10 protein-coding genes and 3 pseudogenes are annotated in these 23,819 nt (G+C 66.4%); 5 read left to right on the top strand and 8 right to left on the bottom strand.

What is annotated here, in order from left to right:
• Window positions 1-131: 131 nt before the first annotated feature.
• The 4 genes and pseudogenes from ACFYO9_RS16320 to ACFYO9_RS16305 all read left to right on the top strand — a co-directional run.
• A pseudogene (locus tag ACFYO9_RS16320) lies at window positions 132-329 on the top strand (transposase); the annotation flags it as partial.
• A 529-nt stretch (window positions 330-858) separates the two neighbouring features.
• Window positions 859-2,685, top strand: a complete 1,827-nt coding sequence (locus ACFYO9_RS16315; protein ID WP_358779413.1) for a reverse transcriptase domain-containing protein — start codon at window positions 859-861, stop codon at window positions 2,683-2,685.
• Window positions 2,686-2,756: 71 nt separating this feature from the next.
• Window positions 2,757-3,496, top strand: a pseudogene (locus ACFYO9_RS16310) (IS5 family transposase); the annotation flags it as partial.
• Window positions 3,497-3,600: 104 nt separating this feature from the next.
• Window positions 3,601-4,659, top strand: a complete 1,059-nt coding sequence (locus ACFYO9_RS16305) for a site-specific integrase (protein ID WP_358776109.1) — start codon at window positions 3,601-3,603, stop codon at window positions 4,657-4,659.
• A 29-nt stretch (window positions 4,660-4,688) separates the two neighbouring features.
• Here ACFYO9_RS16305 and ACFYO9_RS16300 read toward each other — a convergent pair whose 3' ends face one another.
• From ACFYO9_RS16300 to ACFYO9_RS16280, 5 genes are all read right to left on the bottom strand, one after another.
• Window positions 4,689-5,831: a Fic family protein gene (locus tag ACFYO9_RS16300; RefSeq protein ID WP_358776107.1), complete on the bottom strand. Its 1,143-nt coding sequence runs from the start codon at window positions 5,829-5,831 to the stop codon at window positions 4,689-4,691.
• 53 nt (window positions 5,832-5,884) lie between these two features.
• Window positions 5,885-8,152 carry a UvrD-helicase domain-containing protein gene (locus ACFYO9_RS16295; RefSeq protein ID WP_358776105.1) on the bottom strand — a complete coding sequence of 756 codons (2,268 nt, stop codon included), beginning with the start codon at window positions 8,150-8,152 and terminating at the stop codon, window positions 5,885-5,887.
• Window positions 8,149-15,153 (bottom strand): DEAD/DEAH box helicase, encoded by a 7,005-nt coding sequence (locus tag ACFYO9_RS16290; protein WP_358776103.1) that lies wholly within the window; start codon window positions 15,151-15,153, stop codon window positions 8,149-8,151. Before ACFYO9_RS16290 ends, ACFYO9_RS16295 begins: the two co-directional genes overlap by 4 nt.
• A gap of 93 nt (window positions 15,154-15,246) precedes the next feature.
• Window positions 15,247-16,176 (bottom strand): hypothetical protein, encoded by a 930-nt coding sequence (locus ACFYO9_RS16285; RefSeq protein WP_358776101.1) that lies wholly within the window; start codon window positions 16,174-16,176, stop codon window positions 15,247-15,249.
• Window positions 16,177-16,241: 65 nt separating this feature from the next.
• Window positions 16,242-16,727: a DUF3696 domain-containing protein gene (locus tag ACFYO9_RS16280; protein WP_358776120.1), complete on the bottom strand. Its 486-nt coding sequence runs from the start codon at window positions 16,725-16,727 to the stop codon at window positions 16,242-16,244.
• 135 nt (window positions 16,728-16,862) lie between these two features.
• Here ACFYO9_RS16280 and ACFYO9_RS16275 point away from each other — a divergent pair, with 135 nt between their 5' ends.
• The gene (locus ACFYO9_RS16275; RefSeq protein ID WP_358776124.1) at window positions 16,863-17,228 is read left to right on the top strand and encodes a hypothetical protein; all 366 of its coding nucleotides are present in this window, start codon (window positions 16,863-16,865) and stop codon (window positions 17,226-17,228) included.
• On the opposite strand, the pseudogene ACFYO9_RS16270 reads toward ACFYO9_RS16275, so the two are convergent.
• The 3 genes and pseudogenes from ACFYO9_RS16270 to ACFYO9_RS16260 all read right to left on the bottom strand — a co-directional run.
• Window positions 17,208-17,354, bottom strand: a pseudogene (locus ACFYO9_RS16270) (AAA family ATPase); the annotation flags it as partial. The gene ACFYO9_RS16275 and the pseudogene ACFYO9_RS16270 overlap by 21 nt on opposite strands.
• Window positions 17,347-18,603, bottom strand: coding sequence for a DUF262 domain-containing protein (locus ACFYO9_RS16265; protein WP_358776099.1), 1,257 nt, complete (start codon window positions 18,601-18,603; stop codon window positions 17,347-17,349). The gene ACFYO9_RS16265 and the pseudogene ACFYO9_RS16270, both read right to left, overlap by 8 nt.
• Entirely contained in the window at window positions 18,600-23,807 is a 5,208-nt protein-coding gene (locus ACFYO9_RS16260) for a class I SAM-dependent DNA methyltransferase (protein WP_358776098.1), read from the bottom strand. The genes ACFYO9_RS16265 and ACFYO9_RS16260 overlap by 4 nt, the downstream gene beginning before the upstream one ends.
• Between the last annotated feature and the right edge of the window lie 12 nt (window positions 23,808-23,819).

Here is a 23,819-nt window from a genome sequence, read left to right as displayed (position 1 = left end):
TGGACCGGTTACTACATCGTCCTCTACTCCGGCGACAGGCCGACTCACCTGGGAATCTTCGGATTCTCGGGAGACTAGGACTGATCCGGCAGAGCATGCGACTGACTCCGCTGCTGATCGTTCTTATGGACATGGGGCGGGGTGATCTGACGGATGCCGAGTGGGAACGGCTGCGGCCGTTCCTGCCTGTCAGCAACGGGCGTTGCGGCAGGTGGCGGGATCACCGTCACGTGATCGACGGGATTCTGCACCGGGTGCGAACCGGAGTTCAGTGGCGTGACCTGCCCGAACGGTTCGGTCCGTGGAAGACGGTCTACGAACGCCGTGCGCCGTGAGGCGCTTTGTTGTATCCCCGGAGTGTCCGGGATGAACTCGGAGGAGGTTCTTGGGTCACCTGACTTACCTGGCGGTGAAAGCCAAAGGGGACCGTAGCATGTCAGGAAAGCGGCAGCCGATCCGAAGGTGCACGACGACGGAGCGCCGCAAGACCCGCGCAATATGGTCAAAGCTGGATTGCTTGAAGCCTAATTTCCAGGGGCACAAGTAGAAACCCATCGGAACAGCACCTGAAACCGATGCTCCCATTCTGTCTGGCTATGTGACGTTTGGCCGGGCACCTCCGGAGCGGGAGACGCCTCCCAATGAGGGTGGCTAAGGAAATGAGTGGGCGACCTAAGTTGTGCTAGATACGTACAGCAAAGACGTACCGCGGGATCGCCTACGGGACGAGAGTCCTAGGGTGACGGAGTGCCCGTAGTAGTCGCAGGAGTGACGACCTGCCGGGGAGGCCGGGAAAACCGGGCCGCAGGGCGAAGGGGCACAGGTGATTACGACGTCCAGGAGAGGGAGGTATGCGTAATGCAGAGTGCTGGAACAGTACTGGACGTCATTCGAGATCGCGGCAAGCGAGGCTTGCCGCTGGAGAGGATCTACAGGCAACTGTTCAATAGGGATCTCTTTCTTGTGGCGTACGGGCGCATCTACCGGAACAACGGTGCGATGACACCTGGGGTCACAGGCGAGACGGTCGACGGAATGTCGATAGTGAAGATCGACGCGATCATCGAGAGGCTCCGTTCGGAGTCCTATCGGTGGACGCCGGTCAAGCGGGTCTACATCGAAAAGAAGGGAGACGCGAAGAAGAAGCGCCCGCTTGGCTTGCCGACGTGGTCGGACAAGCTCGTCGCCGAAGTGGTTCGCCTTTTACTGGAGGCGTACTACGACGTCCAGTTTTCCGACCGATCCCACGGCTTTCGCACTGGTCGCGGATGCCACACGGCATTGCAGGAGGTAGTGAAAAGCTGGACCGGAACACGCTGGTTCATCGAGGGTGATATCTCTGACTGCTTCGGCAGTTTGGATCACGAGGTCATGCTCACGATCCTGGGGGACAAGATCCACGATGGCCGATTCGTGCAGCCCATTCGCTGCATTCTTCGCGCTGGGTATCTGGAGGACTGGCAGTGGAACGCCACGCTCAGCGGCACTCCGCAGGGCGGGGTCGTCTCGCCTGTGCTGTCCAACATCTACCTCGACCGGCTGGACCGGTTCGTTGAGCAGGAGCTACTGCCGGACTACAACCTGGGAAGGCAGAGGCGGCATCATCCTGAATACCATCGGCTGGATGCCCGGATGTGGCGGGCGGTGGCGCGCGGTGACAAAGCCGCAGCACGAGAGCTGCGACTCAAGCGGCGCTCGCTGCCGAGCTTGGACCCGCACGATCCGGGATTCCGCCGACTTCGGTACGTCAGATATGCCGACGACTGGCTGCTCGGGTTTGCTGGGCCAAGGAACGAAGCCGAAGAGATCAAGTCACGGATCAGAGAGTTCCTTCATGCTGACCTGAAGCTGAGCCTCTCTGAACCAAAGACTCTAATCACGCACGCCTCCAGCCAGGCGGCGCGCTTCCTCGGCTACGAGGTCAGAGCACAGCGATGCGACACGAAACTCACCGGCCCTCGCCGTTCAGCCAACGGCATCATTGGGCTGTTCGTGCCGCAGGAGTTAGTCCGGCAACGGTGCGCGCCGTACATGCGAAACGGGAAACCCTACCAGCGAGGAGTGCTACTCCATGACAGCGACTTCTCAATCATCGCTGCATACCAAGCTGAGTACCGGGGTCTCGTTCAGTACTACTTGCTGGCACAGGATGTTTCACGCCTTTCGCGTCTTCGGTGGGTGATGGAGACATCCATGCTCAAGACGCTCGCCTCCAAGCATCGAACCTCCGCAACACGGATGGCTCGGAAATATAGAGCGGTCGTTGCCACTCCGGACGGTCCGCGAACATGCTTCGAGGTGAGAGTCTCACGAGGCGCCGACAAGAAGCCACTGGTGGCCCGCTTCGGGGGCATCCCCTTGAAGCGGCAGCGCATGGCGGAAGTCACCGACAAGGAGCCGTTGCCTATGACGTATTTCGGAAGGAACGAACTCGTCAAACGGCTCTTGGCCGATACGTGCGAGATGTGCGGGTCAACGGAAAGGGTGGAAGTTCACCACATCCGCAAGCTCGCAGACCTGAACAAGCCGGGTCGGCCTACCCGTCCAGTGTGGGCGTTGATTATGGCGTCGCGCAGGCGAAAGACCCTGGTGGTCTGCCAGGCGTGTCACAACGGAATCCACGCCGGACAGGCTTCTTCGTCCACTCGAAGAACGTCACTGGAGAGCGGTGTGCTGGGAAACTAGCCCGCACCGTTCGGGAAGGGGCCGTCGGAAAAGGACTCGCGCCACGAGCACCTCGCCGGCGGCCTACTTCACACCGCCTGTGGTCGGCCGACGGCACCTGGGAACGGCTGCTCCAGCAGGTGCAGGCCGCGGCCGACGCGGCCGGTGAGATCGACTGGGACATCTCGGTCGACTCCACCATCGCGCGGGCACATCAGCACGCGGCCGGCGCCCGCACCGAACCGCCGCCGGCCCCCGCCTCAAAAGGGGACGCAGCGGCAGAACACCAGCACGAGACGCCGTGGTGGGGTCTCGCCGCCCGCCTGGTGGAGGTGGTGCAGGAGGTGAGGGCATGGGCCGCTCGCGCGGTGGGTTCACCACCAAGCTCCACCTGGGCGCGGACGGCCGTTGCCGCCCGCTGTCTCTGATTGTTACCCCAGGTCAGCGGGCGGACTGCACGCAGTTCATCGCCGTGATGGAGAAGATCCGAGTGCCGAGACTCGGGCCGGGGAGACCGCGCGTGAAGCCGGAAAGCCTCGCTGCCGACAAGGCATACAGCAACGGGCCCGTCCGTGAATACCTTCGGCGCCGAGGAATCCGCCACGCGATCCCGGAGAAGACCGACAGCCAGGCCGCCCGCCTACGCAAAGGCTCACGCGGAGGACGGCCACCCGGCTTCGACGAGCAGCGGTACAAGAAGCGCAACACCGTCGAGCGGACCATAAACCGCCTGAAACAGTCCCGGGCGGTCGCCACCCGCTACGACAAGCGCGGCTACGTCTACCTCGGCACCGTGACCGCCGCAGCGATCGTCATCTGGCTTCGAACATGATCGGCCGGACAGGTCCTAGCTGGTACGACTTTGCCCTCCAGTTCGTCGACGCTCAGTGGCCCAGGGCCTCCGCGAACCACCGCAAGAACACCGCGCGGACACTCATGATCACAACGACGGCTCTGTTGGGCGGAATCCCTCCCGGCGCCGGCGCACGACTCTTCCGTACCGCGTTGCGTGAGTGGGCGTTCAACACCAACCGGCGGGACAAGGCGCCGGCTGAGGTCATAGCGCTCCTCGACTGGGCGCGGCGGCGTAGCCCCACCATGGACATTTGGGACGACCCCGCAGCGGTAGCGGACGTACTCCTGGCACTGGGCACGCTGCTGGACGGGTCAGCCGCTGTGGCCTCGTCGGTCCGGCGGCACCGCCGCATCCTGAACGTGGCGATGGGATACGCAGTGAGGCGGAAGATCCTCTCGGACAACCCGCTACCCAAAGGGCGCAGAACCGTTTCCCAGGAGTGCGCCGCAGTGGACCGGCGCTGCCTGCTCAGTCCCGGCATGACCGCAGGTATTTTGACTTGGATCGGCCACCGCCCGCGGATGGGCCGCTGCTACCGCGCCTACTTCGCCAGCCTCTACTACGCCGGACTACGCCCGGAGGAAGCCGTCGCTCTGCTCGTTCGTGACGCCATCCTTCCCGAACGCGGCTGGGGCGAGTTGCTCGTGCACGCCACACGACCCGAAGCAGGGCGGCACTGGACGGACACTGGCCAGGTCCATGACGAGCGGAACCTCAAGGGCCGCGGGGCGGGCGACTCTCGCGTCGTACCGGCACATCCTGAACTCGTCGCAACTGTGCGTGACTTGATCGAGCAATACGGCCTTTCCTGCGACGACATCCTGTTCCAAGGGGAAAGGGGTGGGCTACTCGCAGGCTCTGTATACCGCAGGGTCTGGGCCGAGGCTCGCAGAGCGAGCCTCTCCGGGGCGGAGTGGGACTCCCCGACGGGCAAGCGCGTGTACGACCTGCGGCATACCTGCCTGACCAGCTGGCTGAACAGCGGTGTTCCTCCAGCGCAGGTAGCAGAGTGGGCCGGTACCAGTGTGGCCATGCTGTACGCCACCTACGCCCGCTGCATCGTCGGCCAGACCAAGGAGCTGGAGGCCCGCATCGAGCCAGCGCAGAGCCTTTCAGCGTTGGAAGACCCGGCGGCGTAGCACGAGCCAGTGGCCCCAGGGAGTGCCGGTCACTGCGTACGTCGGTAGGGATCTGTGTACGGCTCCATGGACTGGCGGACCTCTTCCCGGACGGGATCCATGAGCGGTCCGGGAGCGTAGTGGCGGGCGCGGGCCTCGCCGTGGGGGATGAGCCAGCCGCGGGCCACGAGCTCCCGGATGTCGCGGATGGCCTGCTGGTCGCTGAGGTCGGCGTCCTGTTGGTAGACGGTGCGGCGGACCTTCGCGTCCGAGAATGCGGGCAGCAGTGCGTAGACGACCCGCTCGTCAAGACCGGTCGCCTCAACGCCTTCGACCAGGCGGGTCCAGGCGCGGGACATCACATCGAAGCGCCGCTGGGCCTGCTGGGCCTGGCGGTGGTGGGCGGTCAGGCAGAACCGGATCCAGGGGCTGGTGTCCCGATCTGGGCTCCAGTGCGGGCCACCGACGTCCTCCAGGACCTGGTAGTAGGCGTACGTGTTCTGACCGCGGCCGAGCCACTCCTCGATGGAGGAGAACTCAGGCGGCATCAGCGCCTCGCGAGAGAAGACGAGTGTCGACAGGGCGCGGGACATACGCCCGTTGCCATCCTTCCACGGGTGGATCTTGACGAGGTTGAGATGGGCCATGGAGGCGCGGACATGGACCGGGGAGTCGAGATCCCCATCGTTCAGCCAGTCGATGAACTCATGCATCAGTGCGGGGGCTGCCGCCTGGTCGGGCGCGGTGTAGGCGGGGACCATGGGGTCGTCGGGGCTGGTGACGTAAACGGGTCCGTCGCGCCAGCGGCCGGGGCGTTTGTCCAGGTGATGGCCCTGCAACATAAAGTGCAGACCGTTGAGCAGCCCGGCGTCGTACCGGAAGTCGTCCCCGGCGTCGGCGAGGGCTTGGATGTAGGTCATGCCCCGCTGGTAGCCCTCCAGCTCGACACGCGTCTTCTCCCCCGTCTCCAGGGGTTCCTCGCCAGACATGAGTGCTTCCACGTCATCGACCGTCGCCGCGTACCCCTCGATGGTGTTCGATCCGGCGATCGCGCGAGCGGTGAGGTTGCGTCGCAGCTGGCGGGTCCAGCGCGGGGTGGCCCGGAGCATGTGGCGCAGGGAACGGCGCATGCTCTCGATCTCATCGAGGGCCCGCTGGTCGTCGGTGCCCAGAGAGGGAGTCTCGTACAGCATGCGCTAATGACACAATGATTGTGTCATTAAGTCAAGGCTGTGGAGGGAGTGCGTCAAGCTGCCAGGAGCGGCTCCAGGAACGGGCTCGGGGTGCCGTGCCAGAAGATGTCCAGGCTGTCGCGTGCCCGGGTCGTCGCGACAAACAGCAGCGAGCGGGATCGCTGCACCTCTCGCCGGTACCGTGACGGATCCGCGGCCCGCAGGCGAGTGACCGCGTCGCGGGGTACGAGGCCGTCACTCACCCCAGCGATGATCATGCGCTGGTATTCGAGCCCCTTGAACCGGAACATCGTGCCGATATGGACTCCACCGTCACCGCGTGGGCCGTCGGGGCCGATCTCAAGGGCACGGGTGCCGTGCTGCGCCAACGTATAGGCGATCTCACTTGCCATCTGGTTGGTGGGCACGCAGATCGCGATCTGCTCGGCAGGGATGTCAGCCCAGCCCTCGATCAGAGCGGCGATGGCCTCACGCTCGGCTTCCCAGTCCGTGCAGCCGTGCAGTCCCGGCAAGCCGCCGCTGAGCACCGACCGGTATCCGGCCAAGGTCTCCTGGCTGCCGTCGAGGTCGTCGTACTTCTCCTGGCTCAGGACGTCGAGCGCCGAGCGCAGGATCTGCCGGGTCGTCCGGTAGCTCAGGCTCAGCTTGGCGGACCGGCCGCGGATGTTGACGCCGAGGCTGCCGAGAGTGACCTGGTTCTTATAGATGCGCTGGTGGGTGTCGCCGACCAAGAAGAGGTCGTTGCGGTCCCGGGCGGTCATCGCGCGCAGCATCTTCCAGTGCGCGGGGCGCAGGTCCTGTGCTTCGTCGACGACGATGTGGCGGTACCGGTAGCGCAGCCAGCCCCCCGAGCCGTCCTGGACGTGGATGTTGTCGAGGCCGCCGGCCTCCTCGCGTCGGCGCTCGATGGTCTGGATGCGTTGTTCCCGTTGCATTTCCAGGCGTGCGGCCCGCTCGGATACCTGGTCCCAGGTCTGGCGGCCGAGCCGGTCGAGTCGCTGGGTGAAGCGCTCGGCGAGCTGCCAGATCTCGGCGCGCTCGGCGCGGCTGATGTTCTTGCCGCGACCCGCACGGCGGGCCCGGAAGTAGTCGCTGCGTGACGTGACGGCCTGACCGAGGATGACCTGGGTCCATTCGTCGTGCAGGAACTCCGCGTCCCACGCTGTCTCGGCGAGTTCTTCGAGCATGGTCCGCCACTCGCGTACGGCCTGGTTGTCGTCGATGGTCTGCTTGCGGCTGCCGGGCTCGGCCTCCCGTACGACGCGCAGGGCGAGTTGGTCGACATTGCTGATCTCCACACGGGCCAGCAGCTGTTCGCCGCCCAGCTCGAGGAGACGGGAGCGCAGGTCGGCGGCGAGGTTCTTGTTGAACGTGGTGAGCAGGACGGGCTTGTTCGCCCCGGAGGGCAGCTGGTCGACCAAGTGCTTGACCCTGTGCAGCGCCACGATGGTCTTGCCGGTGCCGGGGCCGCCGCCCACTCGTGCCGGGCCCGAGTAGTCCCGCTCGACCAGCTTCGCCTGGGTGGGGTGGAGAAACACCTTCCAGCGCCCGAAGCTTCCGCCTTCGAGTGCCTCGCGCAAAGCTTCGTCCGTTGTGGTGACGATGGTCGCGGGGCGCTCCGCGGCTGCCTGGAAGTCCTCCGTGTCGACCGGGTCGGGCGCGGCGACGGGTGCTGTGACTTCTTCCAGCACCTCGTCGTAGGACTTTCCGTCGTGCAGGGAGAGCAGCACCTCGCCGGTCAGTTGCGGGGCGTGTTCCACCAGGCCGAGCAGATGGTCCTCTGTGGTGAGGGCCTGGACGACAGGGATCAGGGAGCCGGCCACGCCGAGGGCGGTGAGCTGTTCCTCGGTCCATGAGGCGAACAACGCGGTCGGCGCGGAAGCGTCATCGGTGGCGGGTGCCGTCGGGCCGGGAGAAACCGGAGATGCGGGCGGTGACGTGGTCTTAGTGCTGGTCGGTGGTGTGGTGACCCTGTCTGCCACGACCTGCAGGTCGACGTACTCGATGCCTCCGGTGACCTGGTTGACCGAGTATGCGAGCCGGTCGAGGTTGTCGTAGACGTCCTTGCGGTGTTTGACGGAGACGATCAGCCAGTCGTCATCGGCGAGGCGCAGCAGCAGTGCGCGGTACTCGTCGTTGACGCGTGCGGACCAGAGCCTGTCGTGGCCCTTCAGCCGCTGGAGCTTGAGCCCGGTGGCGTCGGGGTTGCTCTTGAACTTGTGCTGGAAGTCGTAGATCGCGCCTTTGACCGAGCGGGGGAGTCTGAGGATCTCCTTGTCCGCCTTGTCGAGCAGGCGCAGGGTCGCGCTCTTGGTGTTCACGCCTCGGTCTCCCCGTTGTTCATAGTGCGATGGTGGTTCGGGTCCGGGTCCGTTCCAGTGGGCGATGGTCCCTCCGGGTGGAGCCGGTCGGTGATTTCGTCGACGGTCCACTTGGCAGCAGGCCGCACTTCCCAGCCGGCGCGGGCGAAGGCCCGGTCACGGTCGTCTGCTTCCGGATCGCTGTCCTCACCCACGGCTGGGCGTGGTGCGAGGACGATGCCGATCCGCGCCGGGGGCCAGGCGAGTTCGGCCATCCAGCCGTGGTCGTCGAGCTCGTAGCCGTCGTCCGGGAGGGCCACGTGCCGTTCGGCGAGTTGCCGCGCCAACTGGCCGAGGGCCGGCTCCTCCGGATCGAGGTATTCCAGTACCTGATCCCAGCCTGCATCTCGCTGCGAGGCCGCTGCGGAAGACGAATGCTCTGCGGGCCCTTGTGCTCGATCGTCGGTCACTGCCGGTGTCTCGGTAGCTGGATCGACCGTCTGCTCGGACACGGGTTGCTCCGAAGAGGGGCCGGAAGCCGTGCTCTGCTTCGGTTCCGAGGCATGCGGCATGGCACCGCGCCCGGCTGATTCTCGGTCGGTCGCGCCGCTGCCCTCGGCTGCCTCGTCAAGCTCGTCCAGCGTGATGCGGACGCTCGGCAGCCACCCGGCGCCACCGGCCACAGCCAGCGTCTGCGCTGAGAACCCCTCGACCTGTCGGACAGTCAGCTGGGCGCTGTCGCCGCCACCGTGCTCCAGGAACTGCAGCAGATTGCTCCAGTACAGCCACGCACGCCAACGCCGCTTGTGAGCCTCCTCGTTCGGGAACACCGTGTCCCGGTCGTCGAGCACGGCCAGAGCCGTCCAAGCGGGCGGCTTGACGCGGCCATCCGCGGCGAACACCAGCCGGCAGCCCGCCCCTTCCGTTACCGAGAACACCTGCACTGGTCCACGTGGCCCGCGAGGTGTGGCGCCGCGTAGCGCGGCCTCGATCTGCGGGCCCACCGCCTCGGGTGCCAGAGCACCCCCTTGTGCCCCGGCTCCGGTCAGCCCGGCGAGCGCGGCTTCGGTGCGCCATTGCCAGGTGTCGGCGTCAGGGGACCGGAGGTAGGCGAGCAGCAGCTCGGCAGGGTTCACCCACACCAGCTCGGACAACTCGCCCGGCAATCCTTTGCGTACGCTCGCGTAGTAGCCGCGCGCCTTGGCTTGGCCCTGCTCCGCGTAGGGCCGCCACACGGGGTTGGCCGGACCAGTGCCCGCGTATCCGGTGTCCTGTACCCGCTGCTGCCACTCCTTGACGTCGGCATACGTCAGCTGGAAGACCCGCAGACCCTGTGCACGCAGCCTGGTCCGCTTGGTGGCGTCGTCCGCGGCGCGATTGTGCTTACGGCTCGCGTGGTACTCGTAGCCGTCGAGATAGAGCGCCACCCGCGGTCCCGATGCGTCGAGCCGTTCGAACAGCACGTCGGGCCGGGTGCTGTCCAGGACACGCTGCTGAGAGACCCGCCAGCTCAGGGTCGAGCCGTTCGGACCGGTAAGTCTCAGGTCCAGTGCGTGGGTGCCGGCGGGGGTGATGTAGGCGTCCGCACTCGACCGGGAGTCGGGCAGCGCGGCCCACTCCCGCAGGGTGTCGATGAACATGACCTCCAGGTCGCTCTCGGCCTGACTGTCCATCGGGATCACTTGCGTGGTGGCCACTGGTGAGGTCTTCCACCGCTCGCCGTCCGTACCGAGGAGCTCGTCCAGCATCTGCCGGACTTCCTGGCGGCTCACCTTGTCGTAGTCGCCTGGAGGCACCCGACGCAGCAGGCAGCGATGGCAGCCGTCCAGCCCCTTCTCGATGCAGGGGCAGGTTTCGATGACCTCACGCGCTTTCAGCAGGACTTCGCGAAATCCCTCGGACGAGGCCAGCCGGTGGAGGTAGCCGGTGCCTCCGGGAAGACGGTCGTAGACCACGAGGAAGCGGCGCGGCCAGGCGGCGTCACCGTGGTCGGGCATGGAGGCGGCCGCGATGTCGATGTGGTCCGGGTCGCCGCCGTAGCGGGCGGCGATACCGGCGAACAGAGCGGCCGTGAACGACGCGAGACGCTCCTTGGCCCGCGCCACGGACGCCGGCAGCAGTATCCGTACGGCCTCGGTCACCAACTCATGGGTGAGGACCAGCGGTACGTCCTGGCCCGTGCCCTGCTCTTCGCCGCCACCTCGCAGCCTACGGCGCGGGCACCACAGCTGGTGGTGCGCGCTGGCCTTGGTGCTTCGGCCGAGAGACTCGCTCAAGGCATGCTGGGCCTGATCGATAACGGGCCGTCCATCTGCGGTCGCCCCTCCGCAACTGGTGCACACGTAGAAGGGGTTGAGCCGTACGTCCTCACCCGCCAGTTCCACGGTGCTGCTGCCGTCCTGCCGGTCGACGCCGAGGTTCAGGGTGCGTACCACGGCCCGCCGGGTGAAGTCGGCGCCGAAGACCGCTGTGTCGTGCCGCCAGGAGCCCTGCGCCAGGAGGTCCGGGTCGATGTCGACGGTGGTGAGGATCGAGTACCGCTGACGGTCTCGCTCGTCCCGGTCATCACGTACGCGTGCGTCGTCCCGCTTGTCGCGGGCGATGACGCGCTTGGGCTCCAGTACGTGGTGGACGCAGCCGGCGTCCGCGATCTCCCGCGAGCGGCAGCGCGGGCACGGGGAGGTGTCTGTCTGAGCGTTTTGCGTACGGCAGTAGCCGCATGCCGGGCACATCCTCCACACCGACCACGCCCGGCGTTCCGGGCTGCCGATGTCCAGGGCCCGAACCCGGTGCCGGTAACCGTTGACGTAGAAGCTGTTGCCGGGGGCGAGCTCGGTCAGGGCCAGCTTCCGGGACCGCTCGTAGTCCCGCACCTCACTGCGGTACGTCTTCTGCGCCTGGCCGTCCTCGGCGCCCTCGGGCGTCTCGGACCAGTAGAGCGTGCCCTCCAGCAGGGTGACGCTGTCCGCGAGGCTGTAGTTGGGCAGCAGCCCCAATTCCACGAGTGCCCCGTGGGCGCTCGCCTGGCTCAACTCCCGTAGCAGGTCACCGGTGGAGCGGCGCTCGGCCAGGAGCTCGCGCCGCTCCTGGTCCTGCTCCCGGTCGTTCGCCAGCAGCCGGTCCATCGCGGTGTCGATCGCGGCGATACGACGGCGCAGCTCTTCGCGCCGAGCGGTCCACTCCTCTTCGGCCTCCTGGAAGGCACGGTTGATGCCGCCCTTGGCGTACGCCCTGAGCTCGTCGGCCGCGTGCGCGGAGACGCCGGTGTCGTCGCCCTTGCCCACGGGGAACAGGCTGAGGAAGTCCTCGACGAGCCGCGCCCCGTGGGTGAGGGCCGCGTCGGTGAGGTCCTGGCACCAGCCCGTGGCGCCGAACAGCGCGGACACCAGCCTGGGCACGGGCTGAAGCACCTCGCCGTCCGCCGTGGTCAGCGCACCACGCGCCGCAAGGTCGAGCAGATGCGCCGTGTACTGGCGGCGCAGGATCTCCACCGCGGACAGGTAGCAGCCCGGCGGGACGATGTCCCCGGCGATCATTTCGCGCGGGTCGTCCAGGTAGTACAGGTCCCGTGCGCGCCGCCCGCCGAAGGCCACCACCAGTGCGTTACCGGTCTTGCGCCCGGCCCGGCCGGCTCGCTGTACGTAGTTCGCGGGGCCGTTCGGCAGGGAACCGAGCAGGACTGCCGACAGGTCGCCGATGTCGATGCCCAGCTCCAGCGTCGGCGTACAGGACAGCACGTTGGGGTCGGTGTAGTGCGTGCCCTCCTTGAACGTCCGCTCCACACGCTCCCGTTCGGCTCGGGTGAGCATGCCGGTGTGCTCGGCGGTGACGACTCGGAACGTTCCGCCTGTCAGGTACAGCCGCCTGTAGTAGTCACCCTGGTAGTCCCGCTCCAGGCTGCCACCGAACCCGCCGCTGCCGACCCCTGTCGATGACATCCCGTACTGCGGTGGTGTCAGCATCCCCGTGCAGCGATAGCGCGGACAGGGGTGCCCGTACCAGCGCGTGCGCCGCTCGGGCGGCACGACCTGCTGCCAGCCGCAGACTTCGCAGCTCACGAATGCCTTGTTGACGACGGTGTCGTCGAGGAGGCGCACTTCGATGTGCCCTGGCTGCAGGCCGTAGACCCGCGTCGCCCGGTCCTGCGCGGTGCGGACCGACAGCACGCCCTCGTCGGCGAGCACGGGCAGCAGCCGCCGCAGGTACTCCACGGCTCCGGCCGCGTCCAGGCCGAGGCAGCGCCGGGTCCAGTCCTGGTACCAGCCGCCCCGGCCCGTGATCGTGTCGAACGCCGTCCGGTCCTTCGGCGCATCCAGCAGGAAACGCGGCGGGGCCATCCCATCCGGAAAGGCGGGCATGCCGTCCGGGCGCCCGCCCCAGATCTTGAAACGAGTCACACCCGCATCCCGGATCCACGGATCGAGCCATCGGTGCCGCACTCCGCCGCGCAGCCGCAGCCGCTCCAACAAGCCCCGCACGAAGGCGAGATACCGCTCCGCCGACGGCAGCCCATCGGCCACGATCAGTTGACCCGGCAGCGTCAGGTGCAGATCGCGGGCCAGGGCTGTGATCCGCTCCGGTTCCGGCATGACGACCTCTGCCGCGGCCGTCCGGGTCAGCTCCATCGTGCGCCCGAGCCGGGAGCGCAGCCCGAACTCCATCACCGACGCGAAGGCCAACCGCTCACCGACGAGCTTCCACGTCCTCGCGTCCCCCGTGCCGCGCCCCGACAGAAGCCGGTCCACGCCCGGCTCGTCATGCAGGTCCGGCGGTACAACGGCGGCCAGTGCCTGTGGGTCGTCCACCGAGTCGAGAATGTTGCCGATCAGGTCATTGAGCGGCAACGGCGTGCCCGGCTCGTCCATGTTGTGGGCGAGCAGCGACCGCAGCGAGAACTTGTACGAGGCGTTGGCGACGTATCCGGCCCGGTGCGCGGCATCCTGCGTGGAGTCGTTGAACAAGAGCGTCTTGCGCTCCTCCGGCACGAGCGCGACATCCCCACCCGTGAACAGCTGCGTCACCGACGCGGAGGCCAGCGCGGCGAGCGCCGTGCCCAGGAACCGGATGCCGTTGTCCGTACCGCAGGCTGGACACCGGTCGTCCTTGGCGGCCGTGTCCGCGCTCTTGCGGTCGAGGATCGCCAACGCGAACCAGGCGTCCTGCAGCTCACCCGCGTCCTCGGCGACCGGCATGCGGTACGTCCCCCGGCCCCCGTCCAGAACGACGACGGAGAGGGGGTCCGTACCGCCGCCGCCAGCTGGCCGTTCTCCGGTGAGCGCGGCGAGTGCGTCACTTGCCTCGGAGGGAGTCGCCGCGATGAAGTACCGGATCCGCCGCTTGTCCCGACTGGGCCCGGCCCGCCAGATCTTGTCCGCGCCCATCACCAGTTGCTGCGGATCGGCCTCCGGCGAGAGAGCGGCCCAGCCCGACCGTCCGCAGTGCCGGCAGTACACGGCGGGCAGATGAACCTGCGCGGGCCGCTTAGCGGTGTCGGAACCCGCCAGCGGAGCCGGCCGCAACGAGCCGGACCCGGGCCAGCTCGCACTGTCCGACGACTCGGCATCCTCCTCGCTCCGCGAGGCCCCCACCGAAAGCGCAGCCCTGCGCGCCGCGGTGCGCTCGTCCTCGTACCACCGGAACTCCGACGCCCAGCCCACCCCGCGCAGCACCCGGCTCACCGGCCGCACCCACAGATGCGCCTCGATGTGCAGCAGGGGACGTGGCCGCCGCTCGTCGGAATCCGGATCACGCGCCGCCGACAGCAGCGCCACGAACCGCGACAGCGCCTCAAGCGCGAGCCGGGGATTCTCCCGCGCGGTACGCGCCCAGGCATACCCGAACCGCGCCATCCGGTCCCGCAGCCCCCACTCGTCCAGCGGCTCACCGTTCAGCAGGGCGAGCACACCGTGGGTGAAGTCGTGCTTCTTCAGCAGTCGCCCGATCTGGAACGCGTCGAGCCCTCGCCGCCCGAGCAGCCGCTCCGCGAGCCCGTCCAGATCCAGCGTCTCGGGCCGCGACTCGATCCCAGGGCCACCGGACACCTCGACGACTTCCTTGGGCCCCGGGGGCTCCGGCAGCTCGTAGTCCACCGCCCCGGTGAACTCGTGCGCGTTCTGCCGCTCCTCCCCGATGACCGCATCCTCATCGAAGGGCACCCCGAAGACCTGCTCGGCCACCTCAAGCAGGCCCCCTGCCCCGGCCTCCGGCCGCCCCTCGCCCAGGGTCGCCGACGTCGCCACCGGACAGATGTCGCCCAGCGGACGCCCAGGCCGCGAAACCCCCACAGTGGCCGCGAGGCGTCGCAGCAGCATCGCGACATCCGTGCCCTGTGCACCGTCATACGTGTGGAACTCGTCCAGCACCACAAAGGTGATGTCGGCGTCTTCCCACAGCGGCCGGTCCTCGGCCCGCTGCAGCAGCAGATCGAGCATCTTGTAGTTGGTGACCAGCACATCCGGCGGCGACTGGCGCATCTGCTCGCGCCGGGTCATGACACGCCGGAAATCGGTGTCCGGCCGGTCACCGATATAGAGGCCCGCCGTCACTTGCGCCAGCTCGGGCTGCGCCAGGTAGTCGCCGATACGCCCCGCCTGGTCGGTGGCGAGGGCGTTCATCGGATACAGCAGGACGGCCTTCACACCCGACCGGCCCCGCGCCTTCTCGCGCCGACAGTGGTCCAGTACGGGGATCAGGAAGGACTCGGTCTTACCGGAGCCGGTACCGGTTGTCACCAGAGTCGGCTCGGCGGTCTTCGCCCGCGTGCTCAGCCGCTGCCAGGCTTTCGCCTGGTGCCGGTAGGGGGCGAATCCCGGCTGCCACTCCAGAGCCTGCTGCCAGCCGTCGTCCGCCTTGTGGAAAGGGGTACGGATCCGCAGGTACGGGCCACGGAAGATGCCGGTCTCCGGATCGCCCAGGAACCGCTCAAGCGCGAGCCGGGTGTCCTCGTCCGCCAGGGCGTACGTCGTCGTGAGGTACTGCGTCAGACTGCCACGCAGCTGCGCGGCGGCCAGGGTGGGCTTCACGACGCGTTCCTTCTTCTGTGCTGGTCAGGGGACTGAATTAACCGTATAACCCTGCTCGCGCACCGTCTCGCGAACCAGGAGTCAGGAATGAGGTCAGGACTCGCGATCACTGCCAGGCTTCAGGCCGACATAGGCGAGGCGGAAAGTCATCCGCTCGGGAATGAGGCGGAAGTAGAGACGGCCCTTTCCTGGCGTCATTCGTCCGTGCAGGGAGAAGGCCCGACGTTGGCCGTCGAGATCCAGGAAGGTACACAGGTGCTGTCGACTCTGGGACTCCGGTGTGATGTGGGGGTTCTGCCAGGCCGGCTCGGGAGAACGGTCGAGGTCCCAATGGTCGGCGGCGCTGGACTGCAGGTCGGCGAGGAGGTCCCGGACGGGACGGAACCACTTCACGTCGAGTCTCTGCAGGTCGCGCTCGAAGCGCGGCAGACGTTCCAGTGCGGGGAAGAACTGGTCCCAGGAAGCGAGGAGTTCTTTCGGGCTGGAAAGTGACCGAAGGCCGGTGTCGCGGGCCCACGATTCGTGCTCGTCGGCCTGTTCGGGGGCGGAACAGTGCCGGACACGTCCTGGGCCATGCTCAACGTCCGCCTCACCGTAGTGGTACAGCTCGATGTCGAGCCATGAAGCCTCCCACTTCGGGATCAGGGGCAGACTGACGGCAACACTGTCGGTCAGATAGGCAGCTCGGATGCCGATGGCGAGGCGACCATCGTGGAAGCACTCGATTCCGTCAGGATCGTGTCCGGCTTGCTCAAGCACATGCCTGGAGGGATGACGGTCGCGCAGTCCGAGGATGTAGCGATGCCGGTCCCGGTTGCGGGGGTGGGCACTCACCCATTGCTGGTAAACGTAGCCGCGGGCGAGCTCAACAGGATCGAGCGGACTTTGGGTGACCAAGGTGACTTTCTGCCAGCCGCCGAGGTGCTTCAGAGTCCTGACGAAACACTCCATCGCTTTGTCGACCTCGCTCGGACTGGCGTCCGACTCGCAGGACAGCTCGTTGAGGAACAACGACAACGGCACTGCGTCCCCTCCCACGGGTGATGTCAGGTCAAAGCCTTGCGGCGTTGACGGTTCGGTGCGTTTCCTCAGTCGAGGAGCTGTTCCAAGGAGTTCTCCCACTCGTCGAAGAATCCTGTTGGCCAGTCCGAGAGGGAGCCGTCGTCTTCGATGCGCGGGGTGACGATCTCGGTGCGCTGCCCGTCACGGCGGAAGTAGTGCACCGCGGTGTCGGTGGCGGGAATCACGCCGTTCTTCACGGAGAGGCGCAGACCGTTGAGCACGTGGTCCGAGTGGGTTTCAAGGACGATCTGGGCGCCTGCGGCAACGGCAGCCCCGACGAGGTGGGCCATCCAGGTCTGCCCCTGAGGATGGAGGTGCGCTTCGGGGTTCTCCAGGAGGATCAACGATCCCGGCCGGGCGGACAGGCAGGCGACGACGATGGGCAGCGCGTAGGTGAGGCCGAACCCCACGTTAGTCGGCCGGTACCAGTTGGAGGCGGACGCGCCGGAGCCGAAGCTGTAACTGAGCCGGACCGTGTCCGTCCCTGTGATGCCTTCAGCGCGCAGATTCACTCCCGGGCACAGACGGTGCATCCACGCGGCGCTCTGATCGAGGAGCGTTGACGCGGGGGACTCCGGTCGCCGCAGAGACGCGGGCTCCACCGGTTCGTCCTGGTGCGCGCGGAGGAAGTTGACGGTGTGTTCACCGTGGGCACCGAGGAATCCGCGGGTGGATACGGCGTGGTGCGAACGTGGGTAACTGACCTCGGGGGGAACCCGGTCGGCACGGAGATACTGGAAACCGGGGCCGAAGAGGGTGGGAAGATCTCCGGGGTCTCCGAGTCTGCTGCTGAGGGCCAAGTGGTCGGCCTCAGGCTCGTATTCCGCGCTCCAGGTAGCGGTGATGCCATCGCCCTGCACGGTGAGGTTGATACGGGGGTCTTCTTCCAGATACGACTCGTGGCGGACGTCTCGGCCGGATCCCAGCTGGACGAGCTCGTCGTTCAGCAGCAGCCCCGGGATGCGGTCACTCGTCGGAGCCAGGTCGCCGTTGTCGTACGACTGGCGCAGTAGTGCCAGGGCCTGAAGTACGGAGCTCTTTCCGGAGGAGTTCAGGCCCGTGAGCACAGTGCAGGGAGCCAGGGGGATGTCCTGGCGGGCGAAGGATTTGAAGTTTGTGAGGGCGAGGAGATCAAGCATCGAGTACGTCCCGGAAGATTTCCTTGAGTGACTGGAATCGGTAGTTCACCTTATTGGCATCACCCGTTCCAGAGGAGATGGAGTCGAAGTAGATTGGGTCGTTGTCCATGAGCGCCTGAAACTTTCGGTTCACATTGTCCGCGTAGGTCACGAGCGTGCTGATCTCGCGGGGCGAGAGGCGTGAAAGCAGTACCGCCTGCGACTCGAACAGCGCCTTGTTCACTGGAGTCCGGCGGCCGGTAGAGGTCGTGTACTGCTTTCGGAAGGCGTTGGGGCCGAAAACGGCCCGGCTGGCTGTCATTCCGAAGTTGAACTTCTCACGGAGGCTGCTGACTTCCTCCGATGGGAGTGTGTTCAGGCGATGCATGGTTTCGCGCAGGAAGTAGTCGAAGTCCTGCGCGACGTAGCTCTCGGGTGCCGTCATCGTGAACGCAAGGAAGCGTAGACACATTTCGCGGTCCGACATCCGGTCCGGCGAGATGCTCCCGTCGGTCGCTTCGATGAACTCCGGGCTGCTTGCCAGCTCAGCGATGAACTCCCTGGCACGGCCGGGAATCAGAGCGTGACGGAGCTCTTGCCGGGAGAGTGGAAGCCCGTTGGTGTTGATTCGGGCGAAGATATTGAACTTCGCCTCTTCAGGAGTCCCCCGCCGGATGAGGAGCACGGTCAGCTCCGTTTCGAGGACCCGCGTCTGGAACCGGCCGGGGAGCTCCTTGAAGGTCCTTTCGTTGAACTCGCCGAGGTACTCAAGATCTTTGAGTCGGAGAGGTTCGGCATCGATCGCGTCCGGTGCGACGAAACGAGCGAGGGTCGTCAGCCTTTGAACCCCGTCGACGACCACCCAGGAGTCGTCGTCCTCTTCGGCTGCGTAGAGGGTGGGCAGCGCGATCCGCAGGAGCAGCGACTCGATGAGCCGGCTCTGTTCGCGGTGCTTCCAGATACCCGAGCGGCGCTGGAAGTCCGGAGTCAGGTTGAGGGCTCCCCGGCGCAGTCGGTCGAGAAGCAGTGACACCGTGGTGTTGCGGGGCAGCACCTCGATCTGGTCGGGGTCGAAGGGAGAACCTTCGCGCTCGCCGATGGTCTCCGTCTCAACGCCGGTGCTACGCCCTATGTCGTTGAACTCGACGGCGACATCGGTCTGCTGTGGGGAGCCCGGGCCATGGCCGCTGAAGGTGGTACCGGGGCCCGACGCGGCGGGTGCAGTCTCCGTTGGGTGAGCGGGGCTTGTCGACCCGGGGTCCGATGTCATGCCACGCCTCCACGGTTCGAAGTGGCTGGTGTGCCATCTGGGGTCGGGGGTGCTGCGGCCAGGGTGGACGGGGTCCAGCGGCCGGCCCTGACCTCGGCGTCCAGTCGAGCCTGGAAGTGGGCGTGGGCGGCGCGCATTTCGGATTCCCGGTCGGCCTTGTAGAAGGGAGCGGTGTAGCCGTCTGGGGGCGAACTGGTGGTGGGGCTCGCCAGGTGGTCCAGGAGGGCCGGGTAGTCCTGCTTGGTCTGCGCGTGACCGTAGGCATAGGGGTCGGCGGAGATCCGGCGGCCGGTGGCGTCGAAGTACATGGCCGCTTCACGGTCGGCGAGTACGGCGTAGCGGGACTTGTAGATCGCGGCGAGTTGGTCGGCGGTGATGCCCAGCCAGACGGACACGAGTGCGTCGAGTTCGACCAAGGCGGCTCGGCGCTCGCATTCCGTGCGCAGAGGGGTGTTGACCTCCCAGGTGGAAGTGAGGTGAGAGCTGAGAGGGGCGAGGTTTGGCCAGATGGGGGTCCAATCCTCGTAGTGGGGCCAGGTGGGGTGGAACAGTTCCTGCCAGAGGGGGGCGTAGGCGTTGGTCAAGCAGTTCAGTCTGAGGGTGCGGAGGAGGAGGGGGGCGGCCAGGGGGTGGCCTGCGGTGGCGGCAGGCATCTTGAGGGCCTCGGTGAATTGGAGGTCGGACCGTCCTGTGATCCGAAGGAGGTAGTCGAGCGGAAGGGATGCCCAGAAACCCGCGTTGAGCGCCGTGGTCTGGTCGTCTCTCAAGGCCATGGAGTGGACGGCGTGAACGTGAGTAGGTCCTGGCGGTAGCAGTGCGGCGAACAGGCTACGCTCCGTGTTCTTCGGGTCGATCATTCTGCGCCAGGTGAGACGGAACCGTTCGGTGTACCGGGCGCCGTCCCACTGGTCCTGAGCCGACTCGTACTCGTCGCGCCCACACGCGCGCACGTAAGTGGTACGAGGAACACTGTCGCTCGGCAAGCTTCTGAGATCCCAGGGAATCCAGTCCTTGGCGTTCTTCATGGGCAGGTTCGGCTGTTTAGCGAAGGGGGTGGCGATGGCAAAGTGCGTGCCTTGGAGGATGGTCTCGTCCCATCCAATCGGTTGGTCAACCTTGTATCGAATGATCCCTTCAGTTTTCGCCGTGGCCTCGTGGTAGCCGGCACTGATTAGAGGCCCCTGATGTCCGATCCTTTTACTAGCTTGAGCCAGAGCAATGATTGCTCCCTGTTCTGACGTTGTGATGGGGTGCAGCAACTGTGTTTCCTGGACTGGGTAAGCAGCCGCTCCACCGAGCTTCTGCCACTCACCGAGGAGGGAGTCAGTGACGCGCACCACGCGGGATCGGTGGGGGCGCACATCCCAGGTCCCGTTGTATTTCTGTGTCGGAATCTCGCCCTGGCCATCGTGAGTCAATGAGTCGGGCAAGACCTGCGCGGAGTGCAGTTGGCTGACGCTGTCGAATTCGACGTACGGTCGCTCTTCGCCGTAAATATGCATGCCGAAGGAGACGGTACGCCCGATCTCGAAGGCCCAGTTTCCTGAGTTGACGAACGTTGCATGCAGGCGCAGGTGCCGATACGTCGCAGCGCGCAGACGGCCCTCCTTAACTCCTTCCAGGTGAGTGTCGGGATGCACCATGCCGACTGTGCCGGAATGTCCAGAATGGGTCCAAACTTGACACATGAACGAGCGGTACAGATTGGGTTGCGTTCCGGAAATAAGTGGATAGATGGTCGGAGATGAAAGCATCTCGACAACTCCCACGTTTCGGCAGAGTTCTCCCAAGAAGTATTCCCGTGCGGGTTCGGTGAGCACCTCCTCCTTGCGGAGCCGCCACTCAGCTGCACTCGGCTTCTCCGACAACACGAACCATGGGTCAAGCTCCGCCAGAACTACATCTTCCTGCCACCGAGGCCGAAACCAAGGCGGATTGCCCACCTGAAGGTCATACCCACCCCGGGCGAAAACGGACGCGTACTCCAACTCCCAGTGGAAGAAACCCTGTTGCAGCGCGATATCCCGAGCCGTAGCCGCCCAGGGGAACCGGCTCTCCAGCCAGTGACTCCGATCCATTCCCATCAAGTCCGGCAGCGCGTCCTCATAGGGGGTCAGCTCGCTGAGTGACTCGAACGCCGACACCAGCGACTCCGCAGGTACGTCCTGTGTCCCAAGCAGTGCCTCCGCGAAGTCGATCCAGTCGTCAAGACCTGCCAGTGGAATCACGGCCCGCCGCTGCTCCTTGACCGCCTCCTTGCGGCGCCCTGCCCGCCGCTTCTCCACTCTCTCCCGTGTCAGCGCGAGCTGCTTGGGGTCGGCTGTGAACCCCGGGAGTGCGTCGACCTCCCAGGCCATGAGCACGCCGTCATCGTCTTCAGCCTCGACGGTTTCCTGCGAAGGCGCGGCGCCCGCAGCAGCCTCGTACACCGCCGACTCTTCTGCCAGCTCGGCGGCCCGGCGATACCTGGCATCGGATCCATCCAGCAGCCCAGTCTCCTGTACGGGCCAGAACCACAGCGCGCACCACGCGTCCATCAGCGTCTTCAGCCGCCAGTAGGGAGTGTCGACCGCCTCCAGGTCGGCCAGCACTTCCTCCCGCGGAACAGCCTCCGCCGGCGCCCGCAGCCACCCGTCCTCTGCGCCCCACACGTCAATCCGCCGCGAGATGTCCCGCTCAGAGATCTCCAGACGGCGTGCGACCAGCTGCCACAGATACTCGGCGCGTCGAGCCAGCCCCTGCAGCCGCTCCGACTGTCTGCTCGTGGGCGTCCGCGTCATCAGCTTGCGCCAGGTCGCCAGAGCCTTGGCGGCCTCAGGGGCCAGGTTTCTGGCTTCCTTCTCGCCAGCGACCGCACCCCACTCCTTCGCAGGGAGCAGAAAGTGGTGGACCGCGTTCTCGACCTGCCGTTGGGTTTCGCCGCTTCGGGTCTTCTTCTCGGTGACGGTGGCGGGGAGCCCGTCCTTCGCTTCCGTGAGGGGGAAGCGTTCCGGGGTGGAGCCGAGCCACGCCGCCTTCTTCAGCTTCTCGGCAGAGTACACCTCCCGCCGTCCGCCGATCAGGGAGTTGCCGCGCCGCAGGTGCAGGCCGAACCACGGCGCCTCCATGCCTGGGTGCATGGTGTTCAGCCATAGCGACACCTCGGCCAGCTCGACTGCCGTGGAGTTCAGGTCCACGCCGTATGAGTTGTGCAGCGCGATGTACGCCTTTGCCTTCTGCAGCTCGATCGCGTACGACTCGGTGCCAATGGGCGTACCCAACTCGTCCTGCCGACGCCGCAGATACTCTGCTGCGACTTGGTTGATTGCCTCGTTGAGGAAGGCCCCCGAGCCCAGCGCCGGCTCGCAGATTTTCCAGTCGAGGAGCTCTCTCGCAGGCGTGACCGTGCCATCCTGGTCCAGCCTGTGCTGCAGTGCAAGCTGCACCGTGACCTTCGTCAGGGATTCCGGCGTGTAGTACGACGCCGACGTCTGGCGGTCCCGTCCGGACAGGCGGTAGACGAACGACCCGGCGGCGTAGCGCACGCGGCGTTCCTCGCCGGTGTCCTCGTCCCGCTGTCGTACGAAGACGGCGTCCTGGTGCCCGTCCGCCTTCGAGGCCGGCACCAGCCACGAGCCACCACTCGCATCGCCGTTCTTGGCGACCTCGTACAGCTCCTCGTTCGCGACGAAGCCGGTGTACGACATCAACCCCTCGTACACCGCGCCCAGTTGGTTGATTCCGAGTTGGGCGTACGAGATGAAGCCGCCGCGCTGGCCCTTGCTGCCGCGGGTGAGCATCAGCAGGCGCAGCACGCGGTACAGGGTGGCGTTGCGCAGTCGTGTGTCGAGAAAGCGCTCCTCGCCGCTCTCGTCGGCGTCGTTGCGGGGATCGGCGATCGCCTTCTCGCCGATGAGTTTGATGGCGGAGGGCTCGAAGAGCTGGGAGTGCAGGGGCTCGAAGCGCAGCCCGATACCTTCGGAGGTCTTGTCCCTGAGCGTTTCGGAGTCAGAGTCAGAGCCGTGGGTGCGCCGAGGTCGGTGGCCCTCCTGCACTTTACGGAAGAGCAGGGCGAGAGACTCGTAGAGGTAGACGCCCTGGCGCGCCTTCTCGTCCGTCAGGTCGCGGTCGGCGACGAGTTCGCCGAGCCGGCCAAGCCCGTAACCCTGCTGGTACTCGGGATAATCGGAGGGCAGGATGCCGAGCTCGGGCCTGGCCTCCGCGTACAGCAGGAACAGGATCCGGTACAGGTAGCGCAGAGACTCGCGGGTCAGCTGGCGTCCGAGTTCCGGGAGTTCCTTGACCTGTTCCGGTCGTACGCCCTGTTCCCGCAGCCGTTCCAGGATTTCGTTGGCGATCAGTTCGACGCTGGTGCGCAGGCCGTCACGTAGCTCGCTGGAGACACCGACCGCGTGCCTGGTGGACTTGTCGATCAGTTCGCCGAGGGCGTTCTCGCCGCCCTCCGCAGGGGTACGCAGAGAGTCGGCGCCGAACAGGGCTGCCACGGTGTCGAGTTCGCCGCCCACCTTGACGTCGTTGCGCTCCAGCGCGGCATCCAGGGAGACCGCCAGGTAACGGCCCTCTCCCCACGCCGCCCGGTCCGCGAGCACCACGACGCCGCCGACCAGCAACAGGACGTACCGGGGAGCGTCCTCGCAGGCGAAGAGGAAAGAGGCCAGCTTCGCGCCGGTCGTCAGGCTGTGCTGTCCGTCGAGCACGAGGGGGGAAAGGAGGCGTCCCGCACCGTCCGGGTCCAAGGCGTCGTCGGCCTCGGCGGACCAGCCGCAGTCCAGGGCGACCAGGCCCTGTTCGGCGTGGGCGACACTCACCTCGTATGCGTGGTCCGCGCGCTCCACCGTGATCAGGCCCGGCTTGGCGTCGTAGCCGAACGCACGCAGCACTTCCGCGTTCAGAGTGCGTACACGTTCACGCCAGGCGGGGGACGCGTAGGTATCCGTGTCGTCGGAGCCGACCGCCTCCTCGGTGGCTTCGCGTTCTTCCGGTACGGCGAAGTACGAGCGCGCCCGGAAGTACGAGCGGCGCAGGGCACGCAGCCCCGTGCGGGGTGTGACGGGCAGTCCTTCGGGATCGGAGCCGTCTCCGGCTTCGCTCTCGCGTTGCTTCCACTCGGCCAGCAGGCCGGACTTGAGGTCTTTCGGCAGTACCTCGGCCAGGTAGTGCGGGGAGAAGTAGTCGCCGCGGTTGACCAGGGAGTCGTACGTCATGGTGAGAGACCT

The organism is Streptomyces sp. NPDC005863, assembly GCF_042871345.1.
Taxonomy (GTDB): Bacteria; Actinomycetota; Actinomycetes; order Streptomycetales; family Streptomycetaceae; genus Streptomyces.
The sequence above is the reverse complement of the archived record's forward strand: the minus strand, read 5'-3'. Positions and strand labels throughout refer to the sequence as shown.

Coding starts and splice junctions, on each gene's coding strand:
- ACFYO9_RS16305 (WP_358776109.1), top strand. CDS start 3,601: ATGATCACAACGACGGCTCTGTTGGGCGGAATCCCTCCCGGCGCCGGC.
- ACFYO9_RS16300 (WP_358776107.1), bottom strand. CDS start 5,831: ATGCTGTACGAGACTCCCTCTCTGGGCACCGACGACCAGCGGGCCCTC.
- ACFYO9_RS16265 (WP_358776099.1), bottom strand. CDS start 18,603: ATGACATCGGACCCCGGGTCGACAAGCCCCGCTCACCCAACGGAGACT.
- ACFYO9_RS16315 (WP_358779413.1), top strand. CDS start 859: ATGCAGAGTGCTGGAACAGTACTGGACGTCATTCGAGATCGCGGCAAG.
- ACFYO9_RS16260 (WP_358776098.1), bottom strand. CDS start 23,807: ATGACGTACGACTCCCTGGTCAACCGCGGCGACTACTTCTCCCCGCAC.